The sequence below is a fragment of the Ruegeria sp. O5 genome (assembly GCF_056535105.1).
The window spans coordinates 44,106-60,136 of record NZ_JBQERN010000007.1; the positions used below are offsets into that span (position 1 = coordinate 44,106).

General features: G+C 57.4%; 17 protein-coding genes. 14 read left to right on the top strand and 3 right to left on the bottom strand.

What is annotated here, in order from left to right:
• The first annotated feature begins 102 nt into the window (after window positions 1-102).
• From ACR0M3_RS11095 to ACR0M3_RS11110, 4 genes are all read left to right on the top strand, one after another.
• Window positions 103-1,455 (top strand): mechanosensitive ion channel family protein, encoded by a 1,353-nt coding sequence (locus ACR0M3_RS11095; RefSeq protein ID WP_480910745.1) that lies wholly within the window; start codon window positions 103-105, stop codon window positions 1,453-1,455.
• A 164-nt stretch (window positions 1,456-1,619) separates the two neighbouring features.
• Window positions 1,620-1,979 carry a ribosome silencing factor gene (gene rsfS, locus ACR0M3_RS11100; protein WP_209599225.1) on the top strand — a complete coding sequence of 120 codons (360 nt, stop codon included), beginning with the start codon at window positions 1,620-1,622 and terminating at the stop codon, window positions 1,977-1,979.
• 44 nt (window positions 1,980-2,023) lie between these two features.
• The gene (rlmH, locus tag ACR0M3_RS11105; RefSeq protein ID WP_480910747.1) at window positions 2,024-2,494 is read left to right on the top strand and encodes a 23S rRNA (pseudouridine(1915)-N(3))-methyltransferase RlmH; all 471 of its coding nucleotides are present in this window, start codon (window positions 2,024-2,026) and stop codon (window positions 2,492-2,494) included.
• A gap of 1 nt (window position 2,495) precedes the next feature.
• Entirely contained in the window at window positions 2,496-2,981 is a 486-nt protein-coding gene (locus tag ACR0M3_RS11110) for a flavodoxin family protein (protein ID WP_480910749.1), read from the top strand.
• A 3-nt stretch (window positions 2,982-2,984) separates the two neighbouring features.
• On the opposite strand, the gene ACR0M3_RS11115 is transcribed toward ACR0M3_RS11110, so the two are convergent.
• Window positions 2,985-3,332: a hypothetical protein gene (locus tag ACR0M3_RS11115; protein ID WP_480900095.1), complete on the bottom strand. Its 348-nt coding sequence runs from the start codon at window positions 3,330-3,332 to the stop codon at window positions 2,985-2,987.
• Between the two features lie 35 nt (window positions 3,333-3,367).
• A complete protein-coding gene (locus ACR0M3_RS11120; RefSeq protein ID WP_480774008.1) occupies window positions 3,368-4,078 on the bottom strand; it encodes a DUF599 domain-containing protein in 711 nt (236 codons plus the stop codon).
• A gap of 80 nt (window positions 4,079-4,158) precedes the next feature.
• On the opposite strand from ACR0M3_RS11120, the gene ACR0M3_RS11125 reads away from it, so the two are divergent.
• The 7 genes from ACR0M3_RS11125 to ACR0M3_RS11155 all read left to right on the top strand — a co-directional run bounded on the left by ACR0M3_RS11125 (window position 4,159) and on the right by ACR0M3_RS11155 (window position 11,477).
• The gene (locus tag ACR0M3_RS11125; protein WP_480910752.1) at window positions 4,159-5,598 is read left to right on the top strand and encodes an FAD-linked oxidase C-terminal domain-containing protein; all 1,440 of its coding nucleotides are present in this window, start codon (window positions 4,159-4,161) and stop codon (window positions 5,596-5,598) included.
• Window positions 5,599-5,647: 49 nt separating this feature from the next.
• Window positions 5,648-6,748: an FAD-binding protein gene (locus tag ACR0M3_RS11130; protein WP_480773965.1), complete on the top strand. Its 1,101-nt coding sequence runs from the start codon at window positions 5,648-5,650 to the stop codon at window positions 6,746-6,748.
• 4 nt (window positions 6,749-6,752) lie between these two features.
• Window positions 6,753-8,066 carry a glycolate oxidase subunit GlcF gene (gene glcF, locus ACR0M3_RS11135; RefSeq protein ID WP_480773966.1) on the top strand — a complete coding sequence of 438 codons (1,314 nt, stop codon included), beginning with the start codon at window positions 6,753-6,755 and terminating at the stop codon, window positions 8,064-8,066.
• A gap of 120 nt (window positions 8,067-8,186) precedes the next feature.
• Window positions 8,187-8,978 (top strand): trypsin-like serine peptidase, encoded by a 792-nt coding sequence (locus tag ACR0M3_RS11140; protein ID WP_480910754.1) that lies wholly within the window; start codon window positions 8,187-8,189, stop codon window positions 8,976-8,978.
• Window positions 8,975-9,790 (top strand): trypsin-like serine peptidase, encoded by an 816-nt coding sequence (locus tag ACR0M3_RS11145; protein WP_480910757.1) that lies wholly within the window; start codon window positions 8,975-8,977, stop codon window positions 9,788-9,790. Before ACR0M3_RS11140 ends, ACR0M3_RS11145 begins: the two co-directional genes overlap by 4 nt.
• 122 nt (window positions 9,791-9,912) lie before the next feature.
• Window positions 9,913-10,380, top strand: a complete 468-nt coding sequence (locus ACR0M3_RS11150; RefSeq protein ID WP_209599221.1) for an Hsp20 family protein — start codon at window positions 9,913-9,915, stop codon at window positions 10,378-10,380.
• Between the two features lie 170 nt (window positions 10,381-10,550).
• Window positions 10,551-11,477, top strand: a complete 927-nt coding sequence (locus ACR0M3_RS11155) for a DMT family transporter (protein ID WP_480910760.1) — start codon at window positions 10,551-10,553, stop codon at window positions 11,475-11,477.
• A 168-nt stretch (window positions 11,478-11,645) separates the two neighbouring features.
• Here the strand turns inward: ACR0M3_RS11155 and ACR0M3_RS11160 are convergent, their stop codons facing one another.
• The gene (locus ACR0M3_RS11160) at window positions 11,646-13,121 is read right to left on the bottom strand and encodes an NAD-dependent succinate-semialdehyde dehydrogenase (protein WP_480587288.1); all 1,476 of its coding nucleotides are present in this window, start codon (window positions 13,119-13,121) and stop codon (window positions 11,646-11,648) included.
• Window positions 13,122-13,407: 286 nt separating this feature from the next.
• Here ACR0M3_RS11160 and ACR0M3_RS11165 point away from each other — a divergent pair, with 286 nt between their 5' ends.
• Genes ACR0M3_RS11165 through ACR0M3_RS11175 form a run of 3 tightly spaced genes read left to right on the top strand, consistent with a single transcriptional unit; the run spans window position 13,408 to window position 16,023 of the window.
• Window positions 13,408-14,487: a hypothetical protein gene (locus tag ACR0M3_RS11165; RefSeq protein WP_480483898.1), complete on the top strand. Its 1,080-nt coding sequence runs from the start codon at window positions 13,408-13,410 to the stop codon at window positions 14,485-14,487.
• Window positions 14,488-14,489: 2 nt separating this feature from the next.
• Complete coding sequence (locus tag ACR0M3_RS11170; protein WP_480483899.1) at window positions 14,490-14,912, top strand: hypothetical protein; 423 nt, start codon at window positions 14,490-14,492, stop codon at window positions 14,910-14,912.
• Window positions 14,902-16,023: a hypothetical protein gene (locus tag ACR0M3_RS11175; RefSeq protein ID WP_480910763.1), complete on the top strand. Its 1,122-nt coding sequence runs from the start codon at window positions 14,902-14,904 to the stop codon at window positions 16,021-16,023. The genes ACR0M3_RS11170 and ACR0M3_RS11175 overlap by 11 nt, the downstream gene beginning before the upstream one ends.
• Window positions 16,024-16,031: the final 8 nt, after the last annotated feature.

A 16,031-nucleotide genomic window follows, 5' to 3' on the forward strand; every position in this document is an offset into this window, starting at 1 on the left:
GGTTCAGATATACCGCGCCCTTCCGGCAATCAAGGTTCAAAACCAGTGTCAGGCTTGCATCGCCCTGCATTGCTGTCCAAGCTGGCCCCGCAGGAGACGTGCATGAACCAAGACCTGATCCCAAGTACGCTGACCGACCTCTATAACAACATGGTTGCGGCTTTTTCCGCGCAATTCGAGAGGCTGCTTGATCTGATCGTCACGCCAGGCTGGCGACAATATCAATTGCTCATCATCCTGTTGCTGTGGGCGCTGGCTTTGCTGCTGAAATTCCTGACCCAGTCTAGATGGGATGCCTGGGCTCGTTCACGCACGGGATGGCCAAAATGGCGGCTGCGGGTTCTGGTACAGCTGATGCGGCGGTTGGCGCTGGTCTACTTCATCCTGCTTTCGTGGGCATTGTATCTGACCATGCAGCAGCTCACCTGGCCATCGCGCAGCTATATTATCGGGGTGATAGCTACGTTGGCGGCGGCGTGGCTGGCGATAGCACTGGTCGCGAGACTGGTCCAAAACCGCACGCTTCGCCGGATTTTCAAGTGGGCAATGTGGATCTACGCAACGCTTGTCGCGCTGAATCTGACGGATGATGTCGCGGGTTTTCTTGACGGTGTCGCGATTTCCATTGGGGACCTGCATATTTCGGCTCTTGGGATTCTCAAGGCAACTTTGCTGATTGGCATCCTGCTGACACTGGCCCGTATCGGCACGCGCGCAGCCGAACGCGCATTGCAAAGCAATGACGACATAACCCCGTCCATGCAGGTGCTGCTGTCAAAAGGCATACAGGTTCTGCTTTACGGGGCAGTCTTTATAGCTGCGATCCGAACGTTGGGGTTCGATCTGACCGGCATCGCGCTTTTGTCTGGCGCCATCGGCGTGGGTATCGGGTTCGGTTTGCAAAAAGTGGTGTCGAACCTGATATCGGGGATCATCATCCTGATGGACCGCTCGATCAAGCCGGGCGATGTGATCTCGTTGGGGGATACGTTCGGTTGGATCAATGCGCTTGGCGCGCGATACGTGTCTGTCGTAACGCGGGACGGGCGCGAGTACCTGATACCAAACGAAGATCTGATTACCAACCAGGTGGTGAACTGGTCGCATTCCGACCGGTTCGTGAGATTGGATCTGGATTTTGGTACCAGCTATGACGACGATCCGCATAAAGTGCGCGCAACCGCAATCAGGGCGGTGAAGGCGGTTGCCCGGGTCCTGAGCTGCGGCAAACATGAACCGGTTTGCCACATCACCGGGTTTGGTGACAGCAGCGTGGACTATGTGCTGAGGTTCTGGATCAGCGACCCGACAAAGGGGCTGACCAATATCCGGGGCAATGTCTATCTGGCGCTTTGGGACGCATTCAAGGAAGAAGGTATCTCGATCCCCTTCCCGCAGCGCGAAATCCGGTTGCTGCCAGACGGCGCAACTGCGCAACAGATCATTACAGAGTAAGCGCCTGTGTGCGCCCTGCAGCGTGCATTCATTGAAATGTTGCATTCCCCTTGCTACCTTATTAGTACCCCGGCGCCGGGGTTTCACGGCGCGCAGCAAAGGAGGACTATGTCCTGTCTCTACATACACAGGCGGGTTTGCCCGCCGATGATGGGGTCAACATAATGGCCCACTCTCAGTCAATCAGCGACAAGCTGCTTGAACGAATCCTTTCCTCACTTTCCGATGACAAGGCCGAAGACGTCGTGCAGATCAACCTGCAGGGCAAGTCATCGGTTGCGGATCACATGGTGATTGCCTCGGGTCGGTCGACCCGTCAGGTGTCGGCCATGGCGGAAAAGCTGACGGATCGCATCAAGCAGGAATTCGGTTTCACCTCGAAGGTCGAAGGCAAGGATACCGGCGACTGGGTGCTGATCGATACGGGCGACGTCATCGTCCATATCTTCCGCCCCGAAGTGCGTGAATTCTATCAGCTGGAAAAGATGTGGCTGCCTCAGGGCGGCAGCGCCTCGGCGAACTGAGGCGCTATCCCGGCCTGCATTAACAGGCCGGAGGCGAGAGAGACATGCGTATCAGCATAGTTGCGGTCGGGCGATTGCGCGCCGGACCCGAGAAGACACTGCTTGACGATTACCTGACCCGATTTGACCGGACCGGCCGTGCGCTGGGCCTTGGGCCTGCGCAGGTGATCGAGGTTGAAGACAAGAAAAACGCAGGGATGGCAGCCGAGGCCGCGCTGCTGCGTAAGGCCCTGCCCAAAGGGGCAGTGTTGTGCACGCTGGATGAACGGGGGCGTGTCATGTCCTCGCCCGATTTCGCGAAGAAGCTGGGTGATTGGCGCGACGCGGGTCGGCAGGACCTGGCATTTGTGATCGGTGGTGCGGATGGAATTGACCCGGTTCTGCGGACCGAGGCGGATTTTTCCTTTTCCTTCGGGTCGATGGTCTGGCCCCATATGCTGGTCCGTGTGATGCTGGCCGAGCAACTTTACCGGGCCGCGACCATTCTGTCAGGTGGCCCCTATCACCGGGTCTGACATGGCGCAGCTTCTGATCGTTTATCACTCCCGCACAGGCGGTGCCCGGCAGATGGCCGAAGCCGCGGCTGAAGCTGCGCGAGGTGAGGCTGACACAAAGCTTATGCCAGCCGATCAAGCCGGGCCGGACGATCTGTTGGCTGCCGATGGTTACATTTTTTGCGCACCAGAAAATTTGGCGGCAATTTCGGGTCTGATGAAGGAATTCTTTGACCGCTGTTACTACCCGGTGCTGGGAAAGCTAGAAGGCCGACCCTATGCGCAGATGATTTGCGCAGGATCGGATGGTGAAAACGCCGCCCGTCAGATCGCACGGATAGCCACCGGTTGGCGATTGAAAGCTGTTCAGCCTCCGCTGATCATCTGTACTCATGCGCAAACGCCCGAGGCCATTTTGGCCGAAAAGACAATCCCGCAAGACCAACTGGATCAATGCCGCGAGACAGGAGCCGCTTTGGGTGCGGGTCTGGCCATGGGAATTTTCTGAGGGTCAATCCAGGTTAACCACTGTGGTGCCTTCATTCCATCCATCGACGATGCACCGTGCCTGAATTTGCACCTGTGTCATGCCATCGGGAATGACCACCCCGCCCAGAGAGCGGGTAAAGGGTTGTTCGGTTTCGTGAGGATGGAGCAGGACGCGCATTCCCAACTCGTTTCCATCCATATCCAGAACACGCCAGCCGTCGGCGTAATGATCCCAACCCGTATCGGGATGCCGGATCGTCACATCGAACCGCCATGTATCACCGTTTGCACTGGTGCGGACCTGTTCGATTGTTGGCGGGTCGGCAAGGGCGGGGCTCGCCAACATGGCGCAGAGAATCAAGTATCGCATCGCACCAGTGTAACCAGTGGGATAGCGCATCGGTATCACGTATCCGTGCTGGCGGCTCGGGCCATGAGTATTTCCCGGGAGTGTGAGGCGAACTCGCGCCGATACAAGACGCCAAACGTGACCGCTGTGCCCAAAATGAGCGCGACAGGTCCAAGAAACCATGCCAACGACGCCAGTGCAAAATAAGTGGCGCGCAGACCACGGTTGAAGCTGCGCGCGGCGGTGACACAGATTTCAGCCGCCTGACGGGCGCGGGGATAGGTTTGCGGGTCTTCGGGGTCATTGGGAACTGCAGCCATCAACACGGCGCAGTATCCGAAAAGGCGGTGCGCCCAGACATATTTCAGAAATGCGTTGGCCAGCAGCAATACGACGAAAAGGATTTTGATCTCCCAGACCATTGCCGGGACACTGCCGATGGCGAGGTCGATTGCGACGCCTGCCAGTCTTTCGGTATTGCCCAGCAGGGCCAGCCCGCCCCCGATGGCAATCATCGTGGTCGACGCGAAAAATGTACTGCCCTGCCGCATGGCCGCCACGACTTGCGCGTCGAACATGCGCGGTTGGCGGGTCACCATCTCGCGCATCCAGTCGCGCCGGTAATCGTCCATCATAAGAGCTACGGATTGCCTCTGCGGTGACGGATGTTCGATTTTCCACCCGATCCACAGCCACGCAACCAGCAGCAAAAGCAATGATGCGTAGTCCAGAGGGGCAAAAAGAGCGGCACGTTCGATCCAGATCATGACCGCGACAGTAAGGTCGGGCATGGGAACTTGCCAGTGCGATAAATTGGTAATATAATTTTACCAAAAGGAGGAATGCCATGGAGATGCCAAAGCCAAGCCCGGATGTTCTGAGCCGGAAATCTGCGCTTGTTGCGCGGCTGTCGCGGGTTCTGCCCGAAGATGCGATCATCCATGACCCCTCCGAAACCCGCGCTTACGAGTGTGACGCTTTGACGGCCTATAAATGCCCGCCAATGCTGGCCGTGCTGCCGTCAAGCACACAGCAGATTTCGGATGTTCTGCGCATTTGTCATGACGAAAACGTGCCTGTGGTGCCGCGCGGTGCGGGCACTTCACTGGCCGGTGGAGCCTTGCCGACGGCGGATTGCGTCATTCTGGGCGTCGCACGGATGAATGAGGTGTTGGAAATCGACTATGACAACCGCTTCATCAAAGTACAGACGGGTCGCACCAATCTAAGCGTTACCGGTGCGGTCGAAGAAAAGGATTTCTTCTACGCCCCCGATCCGTCTTCGCAGCTGGCCTGTGCCATTGCTGGCAATATCGCGATGAACTCGGGCGGAGCGCATTGCCTCAAATATGGGGTAACAACAAACAACCTGTTGGGCGTGACCATGGTCATGATGGACGGCAGCGTTGTCGAAATCGGTGGTGCGCATCTGGATGCACCAGGTCTGGACCTGTTGGGCGTCATCTGTGGGTCCGAAGGTCAACTGGGTGTGGTGACCGAGGCCACGCTGCGTATTCTTCGCAAGCCCGAGGGCGCACGACCGGTCCTGATGGGTTTTAATGACAATGAGGTTGCGGGGCAGTGTGTCTCGGACATCATCCAATCGGGCATATTGCCGGTCGCGATCGAGTTCATGGATACATTGTGCATCAGGGCCTGCGAAAACTTTGCCCATGCCGGGTATCCCGATTGCAACGCGCTGCTGATCGTCGAAGTGGAGGGGTCTGACGCTGAAATAGATTTTCAGCTTTCGAAAATCATCGAGATAGCAAAACGCCATGACCCGGTTGAATTGCGCGAAAGCCAGTCGGCCGAGGAAAGCGCCAAGATCTGGTTGGGTCGGAAATCTGCATTCGGTGCCATGGGACAATTGAACGATTACATGTGTCTGGATGGCACGATCCCGGTGTCAGCCCTACCAACCGTTCTGCGTCGTATCGGAGAATTGAGTGGGGAGTTTGGGTTGCCGGTCGGAAATGTGTTCCACGCGGGCGACGGAAATATGCATCCGCTGATCTTGTTCGATGCCAACAAACCCGGCGATCTGGAAAAATGCGAAGCTTTTGGGGCAGAGATTCTGAAGCTGTGTGTTGACGAGGGCGGCTGTCTGACTGGGGAACATGGTGTGGGGATCGAAAAGCGGGATCTGATGTCTCATCAATATTCACCTGCCGATCTTGAGGCGCAGATGGCGGTTAAGGACGTTTTCGATCCCAAATGGCTGCTGAACGCGGCCAAAGTGTTTCCGCTCGACGTGTCGGAGCCGCGGCGTATGGCTGCAGAATAAGGGGGCGCTGCCCCCTTGCCCCCGGAGTATTTTGGAAAAGATGAAGCCAATGAGACCTGAGACTGAGGCCGATCTGGCAAAGCTGGTGGTCGGGTTAGAAAACCCTGTACGCATTGTCGGAGGCGGGACGCGTGGAATTGCCAGCCCGTATGCGGAAATCGAAACCGGAGCTTTGCGCGGTATTACGCTATACGAACCCGGGGCGCTGACCCTTGTTGCACGGGCGGGGACGCCCTTGGCCGAGATCACGGCGACGCTGGAAGCAGAGGGCCAGCACCTCGCGTTTGAGCCGATGGATCATCGCGGATTGCTGGGGACACAAGGTGAACCGACCATTGGCGGCGTCGTCGCGGCCAATATTTCGGGCCCGCGACGGATTCAGGCCGGGGCCTGCCGGGATTTTCTGCTGGGGGTACGCTATGTCGATGGGCGCGGGCAGGTGATCAAGAACGGTGGCCGCGTCATGAAGAACGTCACCGGGTACGATCTGGTCAAATTGATGGGCGGGTCCTGGGGTACTTTAGGAGTTTTGACCGAAGTTTCGCTGAAGGTGCTTCCAAAACCGGAACGGGTGGCAACATTATCTGTTGGGGTCCGGGAAGCTGGAACTGCGGTTCGGGTTCTGTCCGCTGCGCTGAGATCGCCGTTCGAAGTAACGGGGGCCGCGTATGATCCCGACGCCGGGAAAGCCCTGCTTAGGGTCGAAGGCTTCACGGACGCGGTCGCATATCGCACAGGCAAGTTGGCGGCTGAACTGTCCCGGTTTGGAGAGATTTCAGAGGAAGCGGATGCAGACACGCTGTGGGCTGGTATCCGCGATGCTCATCCGTTTCAGGGGCAGGACGGGGATGTCTGGCGGCTTTCAGTAAAACCCGGAGATGCGGCCGAAGTTTCAGCGCGTGCCGAAGCGGATCAGTTGCTTTTCGACTGGGGCGGTGGGCTTGTCTGGCTGCGCGTCCCGAAAGGTACGGATCTGCGCGCGCGTCTAGGTGTGTTTTCTGGCCACGCGACACTTGTACGAGCGGATGCAGAAACAGTCGCGCGACTGGGGCGTTTTCAACCGGAAAACGTGGCCGTCTCGAGCCTGACAAAGGGGTTGCGCGCTAAGTTTGACCCACGTGAATTGTTTAATCCGGGGCTGATGGGATAGGTTTATGCAGACATCATTCTCAGAACGGCAGCTGCAAGACCCGGCAACCAAGCGCTCGAACGAAATTCTGCGCAATTGCGTCCATTGCGGATTCTGCACGGCGACTTGTCCGACCTATCAGGTTCTTGGCGACGAGTTGGACAGTCCGCGCGGGCGCATCTATCTGATCAAGGATATGCTCGAAAACGAGCGGCAGCCCGATGAAAAGACGGTCAAACATATCGATCGGTGCCTGTCCTGTCTGGCTTGCATGACCACTTGCCCATCAGGTGTGCACTATATGCATCTGGTCGATCACGCGCGGGAATATATCGAGGCGAATTACAAACGCCCTTTGGCGGATCGTATTTTGCGTTGGGTTCTGGCACAGATCCTGCCCTATCCGATGCGCTTTCGCTGGGCGCTGATCGGGGCGAAACTGGGTCGCCCGTTCCGGTTTTTGATGCCAGATGCCCGTTTGCGTGCCATGCTGGACATGGCGCCCAAGAACATTCCGCCGGTCAGCCGTAACGATGACCCTCAAAGCTTTGCGCCCGAAGGCGAGCGGAAAATGCGGGTGGCGCTGATGACGGGCTGCGCACAGAAAGCGCTGAATACTGACATTAATGACGCCACGATCCGTCTGCTGACCCGGCTGGGATGTGAGGTTGTGGTGGCTGAGGGTGCAGGATGTTGTGGAGCGCTGACCCATCACATGGGCAAGGTGAAAGACAGCCACGCAGCCGCAATCGCCAATATCAGGGCCTGGATTCGCGAGATGGACGGCGGCGGATTGGACGCCATCGTGATCAATACCTCAGGCTGTGGGACGACGGTCAAGGATTACGGGCATATGTTCCGGAACGACGCGCTCTCGGTCGATGCTGCGCGGGTCTCGGGTATCGCGATGGATATCAGTGAGCTGGTTATGAAGCTGAGTCTACCCGAACGGCGTGATCAGGACCTTACAGTTGCGTATCACGCAGCCTGTTCGCTGCAGCATGGGCAGAAGATCAAGACCTATCCCAAAGACCTTCTGAAACGTGCCGGGTTCAAAGTGGTCGAGCCTGCCGACAGCCATTTGTGCTGCGGTAGCGCAGGGACTTACAACCTGATGCAGCCGGAAATCTCGGGTCAGTTGAAGCAGCGTAAAATCAGGACACTTGAGGTCAAGAAACCTGATATCATCGCAGCAGGCAATATCGGTTGCATGATGCAAATCGGGTCCGGCACCCAAGTGCCAGTCGTTCATACGGTCGAGTTGCTGGATTGGGCAACAGGGGGGCCGAAACCACCCGCGTTGCAACGGGCAGGAGATTCTGTTCCAATTTTGCGATAAGCCACTCTGATGCCGCCCCGCATCATTTCCTCAGGAAATTCACCTGAACACCGATCGCCCTATTTTTGCCCAACGTGACACGTAGGACAAAAGCTTCAGAGTGAGTCCCCGGAGACCCGAGTGCGCAAATGGATTAAGGCGATTGTGCTTTGTGCTTTGCCGATGGCGGCTACAGCACAGGACACCAGGCTGGAAAGCCTGGAGACCTCGGATTCCGGGCGCGACTGGATGGCTGTCGGGCGTCTGGATATTGCCGGAAAAGGGTTTTGCACCGGAACGCTTGTGTCGCCGACCCTTGTGCTGACAGCGGCGCACTGCCTGTTTGACAAGGTGTCCGGGCAGCGGGTGAACCCGTCCGATATCGAATTTCTGGCCGGGTGGCGGCTGGGCCGTGCTTTGGCTTATCGAACGGCAAGGCAGGCTGTAATTCACCCGGATTATCAATTCAGTGCCGAGTCGTCGACGGACCGTGTCGGCGCGGATGTTGCCCTGATCGAGCTTTGGCAGCCGATCCGCAACACATCGGTCATTCCGTTTGAATCAGGAGATCAGCCGCGCCGGGGTGCGGAAGTGGGCGTGGTGTCTTATGCACATGACCGGTCAGAAGCGCCTTCGTTGCAACAGGTTTGTTCGGTCATGAACCGGCAGGCAGGCGTTATGATCATGTCCTGCGACGTCGACTTCGGATCTTCAGGAGCACCGGTTTTTTCCTTTACAGGCGCACGCCCTCAGATCGTGTCGGTTGTGGCGGCAAAGGCCAGCATGGATGGCCAGAGCGTTGCGATCGGGACTGCGGTTGAACATACGCTGCAATTGCTGCGCGACGAGCTGTCTGCCGGGCACGGATTTGGATTGTCGACCTCCGGTTCAGGGACGGGCAAGAACGTCGGTGCAAGGTTTATCCGGCCATGACCAAGGTCTTTCTAAGTCTGCTTTTGGGCCTGAGTGTTCTGGCGACCGCATCCCATGCGCAAGCCAACAAACGCAAGCTGACAGACCGGGACGACCTTTATGGTTGGGAAGCAATCGGGCGGCTGGATGTGCGCGAAGAGTCCTATTGCACAGGTACGCTGATCGCGCAGGACATGGTGCTGACCGCTGCCCATTGTGCTGTGGACCGCCGTACCGGGGAAACATACGCGCCCGAAGACATCACGTTTCGTGCGGGTCTGAGCAACGGCACCGTGTTGGCCGAGCGTCAGATTACGCAAATTGCCGTTCTGCCCGGCTACGCTTCAAATAACCCGCTTTCGCACGAAGGCGTTCGGATGGATGTCGCCCTTATGCGGCTGAATGAGCCCATCCCGTATTCGATTGCCGATCCTTTCGTGTTGCACAGCGGGCGAGTTTCGGGAAACGAGATCAGCATAGCCTCGTATGGGCGCGGACGATCCGAGGCGATCACGCGGGAAAGGTCGTGCCGCGTATTGGATCGCAGGCAGGGCCTGATCACTTTTGATTGCGACGTCACCTTCGGGTCTTCCGGATCCGCCATTCTGGCAAAAAACGGCTCGCGCTGGCAGGTTTTGTCCGTGGTTTCAGCGGTAGGCACGAACGGTCGCAGAAAGGTGGGGTTCGGCATGGAGCTTGACGAGATAGTGGCCGAACTCAAGTCTATCATGCGGCGCGATGCGCCAAAACCAACGGCTACGATCCGCCGGTTACAGGCTGGGTCCGGCACGTCCGGGTCTGGTGCGAAATTCATCAGCTCCGGCGGGGGTTGAACTCGGTCAAATCGCTTCCCATGTCACTGATATCGGATCGCCACAACGGGGTCCGTCATTAACATTGGTCCGTCCAGCCGGAGGGCCAGATCGTGAATCGCTCAAGACTGAGGATATGACACATGCGTACATTTGATTTTGCACCGCTGCACCGCGCCACCATTGGCTTTGACCAGATCGCCGACATGATGGATCGCGTTCTGACCAATGATGTGGCACAGCCAAGCTATCCGCCCTACAACATCGAAAAAACCGATGTCGACACGTACCGTATCTCGGTGGCCGTCGCTGGTTTTTCGGAAAGCGACCTGTCCGTTGAAGTGAAAGAAAACTCGCTGGTTGTTGCCGGTAAGAAGGCATCCGAGGACAAGAGCCGCAGCTATCTGCATCGCGGCATCGCAACCCGCGCGTTCGAGCGTCGCTTTGCTCTGGCCGATCATGTCCGTGTCACCGGCGCAAGCCATGAAAACGGAATGCTGAACATCGACCTGAAGCGAGAAGTGCCCGAGGCCCTGAAACCGCGCCGGATCGAAATTACCTCGGCCAAAGCCATCGAAAAAGATGTGGTTGACGCCAAGGCCGTGAACTGAGGCTTTGAAAGCCTAGCGGCAGTCTCCTCCTCCCGGACTGCCGCAACACCCGCGCCCCGCGTTCCTCCAGACGCGGGGCGTTGTTCTTTGATGAAAGCGCCTTTGCACATCAAAGCGTGGGCCCGGTAAACTCGGCTACACTCGTCGTGAACCTGTGCTAGAACTTGCAGATGTCGACGGCATCCACGCAGACCAGACCGGCTATTCCTCAATCGCTTGCGGTTGTTGGCGTACTTTTCGCATCAGTCTGTTTCGGGCTTGTTCCCTATTTCAGCAGGGGATTGACCGAGCAGGGCGTCGCACCTTTCGCCGTCGCATTCTACCGCTACATCGTTCCGGCGGTTTTGTTACTGCCAGTTCTCGTCGTACATCGAACAGCCTGGCGCGAGATTTGTTGGGGTCTTGCGGTCGGAGTGGTGATGGGGCTTGGCTGGATCGGATATGTCACAGCCCTAAAGACACTGCCCGCATCGACGGTGGGCGTGCTCTATATGACATATCCGGTTTTCACGTTGATCATTGCGTGGGTCTTGTTCGCCGATACACCCACAAGGCGCGCGTTTCTTGCGTCTGGTCTCATCATTCTGGCTGCCATCATAGCAGGCTCGCCAGCATCCGTTCCGGTCGAGCACATTCCTACGCTTCTAATCTCTCTGGCAGCGCCATTTGGTTTTGGCTTCGGGATTTCTGTTCTGGTCCACAGGTTGTCACGAATTGCGCCACTTGCACGTATCGCCTCGGTGTCTCTGGGATCGGTTCTTGGGCTTTTGCCTTTGATGCTGAATGCAGACGTTTCCACGCTGTTTCCTGAAGGTCAGTCCGAATGGGTTCTGATCATTGGAATTGGGTTGGTCACGGCGCTTGTGCCGCAGCTTGTTTACACGATCTGTTCGCCGCTGATCGGAGCTTCTCAAACTGCGGTTGTCGGAAGCATTGAATTGCCCACAATGTTTGCAGTCGGGTTCTTCGCGTTTGGAGAAGCAATCACAACTGCGCAAGCCATAGCCTGTGCCTTGGTCATAGGGGCGATTGCAATCACCAGAAGTCGGGTGACGCGCACCGTAACGACCGTGATAACGAAAGAGGGAAAGACTTAAGCTTGGGATCGGATCAGGCCTAGAGGAAAAGTCCCCACGAAGCTAGCCCGCGGGGAATTCATGCTTGGTGAAATTGGGTCATTGCCCAGCCGTCACCGGCCCGTTTGACCGGAACAACGCCTTGCCTGTGGGCAGAATGGCCACCGCCCCAAGGCGATGGCCGCCAGATCAGACCGACATGCAGACGTATTTCATCTCAAGATAGTCTTCCATGCCGTGGTGGCTGCCTTCGCGACCCAGACCGGATTGCTTGACGCCGCCGAACGGGCCCAGCTCGGTCGAGATGATGCCGGTGTTCACGCCGACAATGCCATATTCCAGCGCTTCGGCCACTTTGTAGACGCGGCTCAGATCTTTTGCATAGAAATACGAGGCCAGGCCAAAGATCGTGTCATTCGCCATTGCGATCACGTCATCTTCATCCTCGAACTTGAACAGCGGGGCTAGCGGGCCAAAGGTTTCGTCCTGCGCCACCATCATGTCCTGAGTCACTCCGGTCACGATGGTCGGCTGAAAGAACGTACCGCCCAGATCGTGAGGCAAGCCGCCGGTCAGAACAGCGCCGCCCTTGTCCGTGACATCCTTGATATGCTCTTCCACCTTGGCGACCGCATCGGCATTGATCAGCGGACCGGTTGTGGTGCCCTCGGCCAGACCGTCGCCGATTTTCAGGGCTTCGACCGCCGCTTTCAGTTTGGCAGCGAACGCGTCGTAAACACCGGCCTGTACATAGATGCGGTTGGCACAGACACAGGTCTGGCCATTATTGCGGAATTTGCACAGCATCGCGCCTTCGACCGCAGCATCCAGATCCGCGTCATCAAACACGATAAAGGGTGCATTGCCGCCCAGTTCCATCGAACATTTCATGACCTGATCAGCAGCTTGCCGCAGCAGGATGCGCCCCACCTCGGTCGAGCCGGTAAAGGTCAGCTTGCGTACACCGGGGTTTTCGCAGAACTCCTTGCCGATCTCGCTGGCCTGGGAAGAAGGCACCACGTTGAACACACCAGCTGGCACGCCGGCTTGTTCCGCTAGAAGCGCCAGAACCAGCGCGGACAGTGGCGTTTCTGCCGCCGGGCGGGCAACAAAAGCACACCCCGCCGCCAGCGCAGGTCCTGCCTTGCGAGTGATCATGGCGTTGGGAAAGTTCCAGGGTGTGATCGAAGCCGCCACACCAATGGGCTGTTTCAGTACCATGATCCGTTTGTCGCGCTGATGCCCGGGGATGGTCTCGCCATACACCCGCTTGGCCTCTTCCCCGAAAAATTCGATGAAGGAGGCACCATAGCCGATTTCTCCGATGGCCTCAGCCAGTGGTTTGCCCTGCTCCGCGGTCAGGATCTTGCCCAAATCTTCGGCGTTCTCCATCATCAGGTCGAACCAGCGCCGCAGGATCACCGCTCGTTCCTTGCCGGTCAACTTGGCCCATTCCTTTTGCGCGGCTTCGGCCTGTGCAATTGCTCCGGCGACTTGCGCTCGGCTGACATCGGCCACTTTGGCCACCACATCGCCCCGGGCCGGGTTGGTCACGTCGAAAGTTCCGTTGTCACCGTCCACCCACTGACCACCGATATAGGCTTTGGTTACAAGCAAGTCAGGATTCTTCAGAATTGATTTCAGATCGGTCGTTGCGTCCAGCATGTCATTCTCCGCGCAGAAGTTGAGTTGCCGCACCCAATCAGGTGTTGAGGGCTTTGTCTATGTCCACCGATGCGGGTCGATCAGCCCAGATTTGATCAAATTATTTTCAGACCCAATCGTTGCAGCATAGTCGCAGCGTTGAGTTCTACGTCAGGTTGCGATCACGTGGCTTTCCTTTCCACCCCAAGTTTGCCAGAGTTTGCGTGATTTTTGGACTCAAGGGGATGTAAATGACCGTAACATTCCCTATCTTATTGGGTAATTAAAGAAAAAAAGGACAGCAGAGATGTCGAACCAGCAATTCGAAGCGCTTATCAAAGAAACGCAAGCGAAAGTGCGCGAAAGCCAGTCGCAGATTGAGGGGCTGACCTCGCGGATCGAAGCGGCGCGGGCCAAGATTGGAACGGCCGAGGCCGATATCGACATCGAAAATGCCACGCTTGAGGATGTTCACGCCCACACCGAGGTGATGAACGCCAACATCGCCGAGCTGATCATGGGTCTGGACGATGTTACCAACGCGTTTTCCAAGGATTTCGACGAGATGCGCTCGAAAACCGGGTGGGAGTCGTTTGTCGGCATCTTTTCCAAGGGAAAATCCGAGTCGCTCCGGCAAGAGCGGATGCGAACGGCCAATATCGACGACAAATTGCAGGACCTGATCGCCAAATCCGATGTGATCGTGAAGCTGTTACAAGGGCAGCTGACTGTGCTGGAAGAGCAACGCGTAAAGGTCGAGGATAACCTGACAGGCACGCTGGACGATCGCGAGGCAACCGTGGCCGAACTGGAAGCACTGCGGGCCGAGATCCAGGGCATGGACCCGGCGATTATCACGCTGGAAAACAAGATCAGTGTCGAACAGGACGCCGCCGCGCGCACCCAGCTGGAAACTCAGCTGGCCGAGCTGAACAAGCAATACAACGCCAAGGTTCAGGAAGAGCAGGTCAAGTTGGCCAAGTCTCAGACGCTGGAGCGTTATATCGAAAAGGGTAAGACTTGGGTCGATTCACTCCAGAACCAGGCGGCGACGCAGATGGTGCTGATCAACAAGCTGCAGACGGACACGCAGCAGCGCGTGGTGCTGTATGACGCCCTGACCAAATCGCTGAAAACCGCGCAGCAGCAGGACGTGGCCCACCGCATCAACGAGATCGGTGTGCAGACGGATCAAGAGGCGCAGACGGCGATGGCCGCCATCGGCACCGCGACCAACCAGAAAATGGCCGACATGCTTGAGGCGCACGAGGACCACATGGTGTTTGCCCGCGACGTGCTTGAGAAAAAGGCCAAGGCGGATGAACGCTTTGCCCGCCGGTTTGCCTCGATTGTCGAGAAGCATGATAAGAATTTGTATGGGGGTTGAGCTTGGGCCGATTGAAAAAAAGCCGGTCAGAGCAGTTTGGTTGGTCGCCCCTTCGTTGGGTTAATGGTATCTTCGGTGCAGTGCTTGCGATGGCATATATCGGGGGGTGGTACTTTCTCTTTGCGCTACCTTTGATGGTGGCATTTGCCATTAGCTTTGCGGTTACGTTTTGGATTACCGGTGGCAACGAAACTGCCATGGGAATTTCACTAATATTGCTGTCGCCAATTTCTTTGGCGTTTCTCGTTTGGCAAGTAGCGAGGTTTGTGGGCCCTGCTTATGTTGGCATAATTCAGAAATGTGGAATTATCTGGCAGCGCGCTCACCATTTCTCTCCAGCGGATTTGCTTGGTTCTGTTCGCAAACAGCGCCAGGTAGCGTCTGCGGACTTTCTTAGACTGTGGGAGAAAGCAATTGGTAGCTGACCCCAACAAAGACCATGTTGGCCTGACCGACACGTTCGCCTCGCGCCGCTATTTCCGCAAATTCGAGGTGATCACCGTCCACCTCCTGCGCGTGGCGGCGACGATGGAGGCCGAGGGCGCGATCAGCAAGCAAGAGGTGCGGATCGTGTCACGCTACCTCTCGGGGCTGCTCTACACCTTTCGCGCGCTTAGCATGAAATACCTGCTGGTTGGGCGCGATACGGGGCGGTTCTTTGGCAGCCTCGCCATGGACAAGCGCGACAGCGGCTTTCCGGTGGCGGCCGAGTTGTTGACCATGGCCAATGACGCGCAGCAGGCGCAGGTGCATCTGGCGAATATGCCCTCGGAAGATGACCTGAAAACCGACATGGTCCGCACGATCATTGGCGACCGGGAAATTCCAACCAAGCTGCAATTTGCGCTGTCGCAAAGGCTCTATTACGAGGAATTGTTGAAAGGTCAGCTGTTCTGGGCGCGCAACGATCCCGAATGTCACTGGATCGGGAATGAGGGCGAGCGGCGCAAGTTCATGATCCACTGGGCGGTCTATGACAGTCAGGTCAACCTGCCCGTCATCTATCTGATGCAGCTGGAGGACACAGGCAAAACCGCCCTGCCCAAGGACCAACGCCGCTGGCCCGAAGTGCAGGCACATCTGATGGCGCAATCCTTGGGTGGGCTGAAACTGGTGACGATCGCCAAGGGCTTTGATCAGGATTTCGACGACCTGCACCCCAAACACCTGCGTCGCATCCATGTGGGTCCGATGTATTCCTCGGCGTTTACCGAACAATCCGGCCCCTTGCGGCAAGTGCTGGAAGATGCGCAATCGCCTCAAGGACAGGATTGGGCGCTGGCCTGGACCACCGAAGAGCTGCACAGCGAAGAGGTCATCGAGGAGCGCGCCGGCTGGTTTTCAACTGTCGAGCGCGAGGTCTTTGCGCTGGATCCTTTCGGCGGGCAGGGGGCCGAAACCGGCGCCACCCGCACCCAACGGTCGATCATCCTGCCACAGCGCCCGTTTCAGGTGCTGGCCGAACGTAACCCGCCGGGGTTTGCAGATGTGCGCAAGTTCGTCGTCAGCAATGCCGGGCAGGTATTGAGGTACTAATTTTCGCC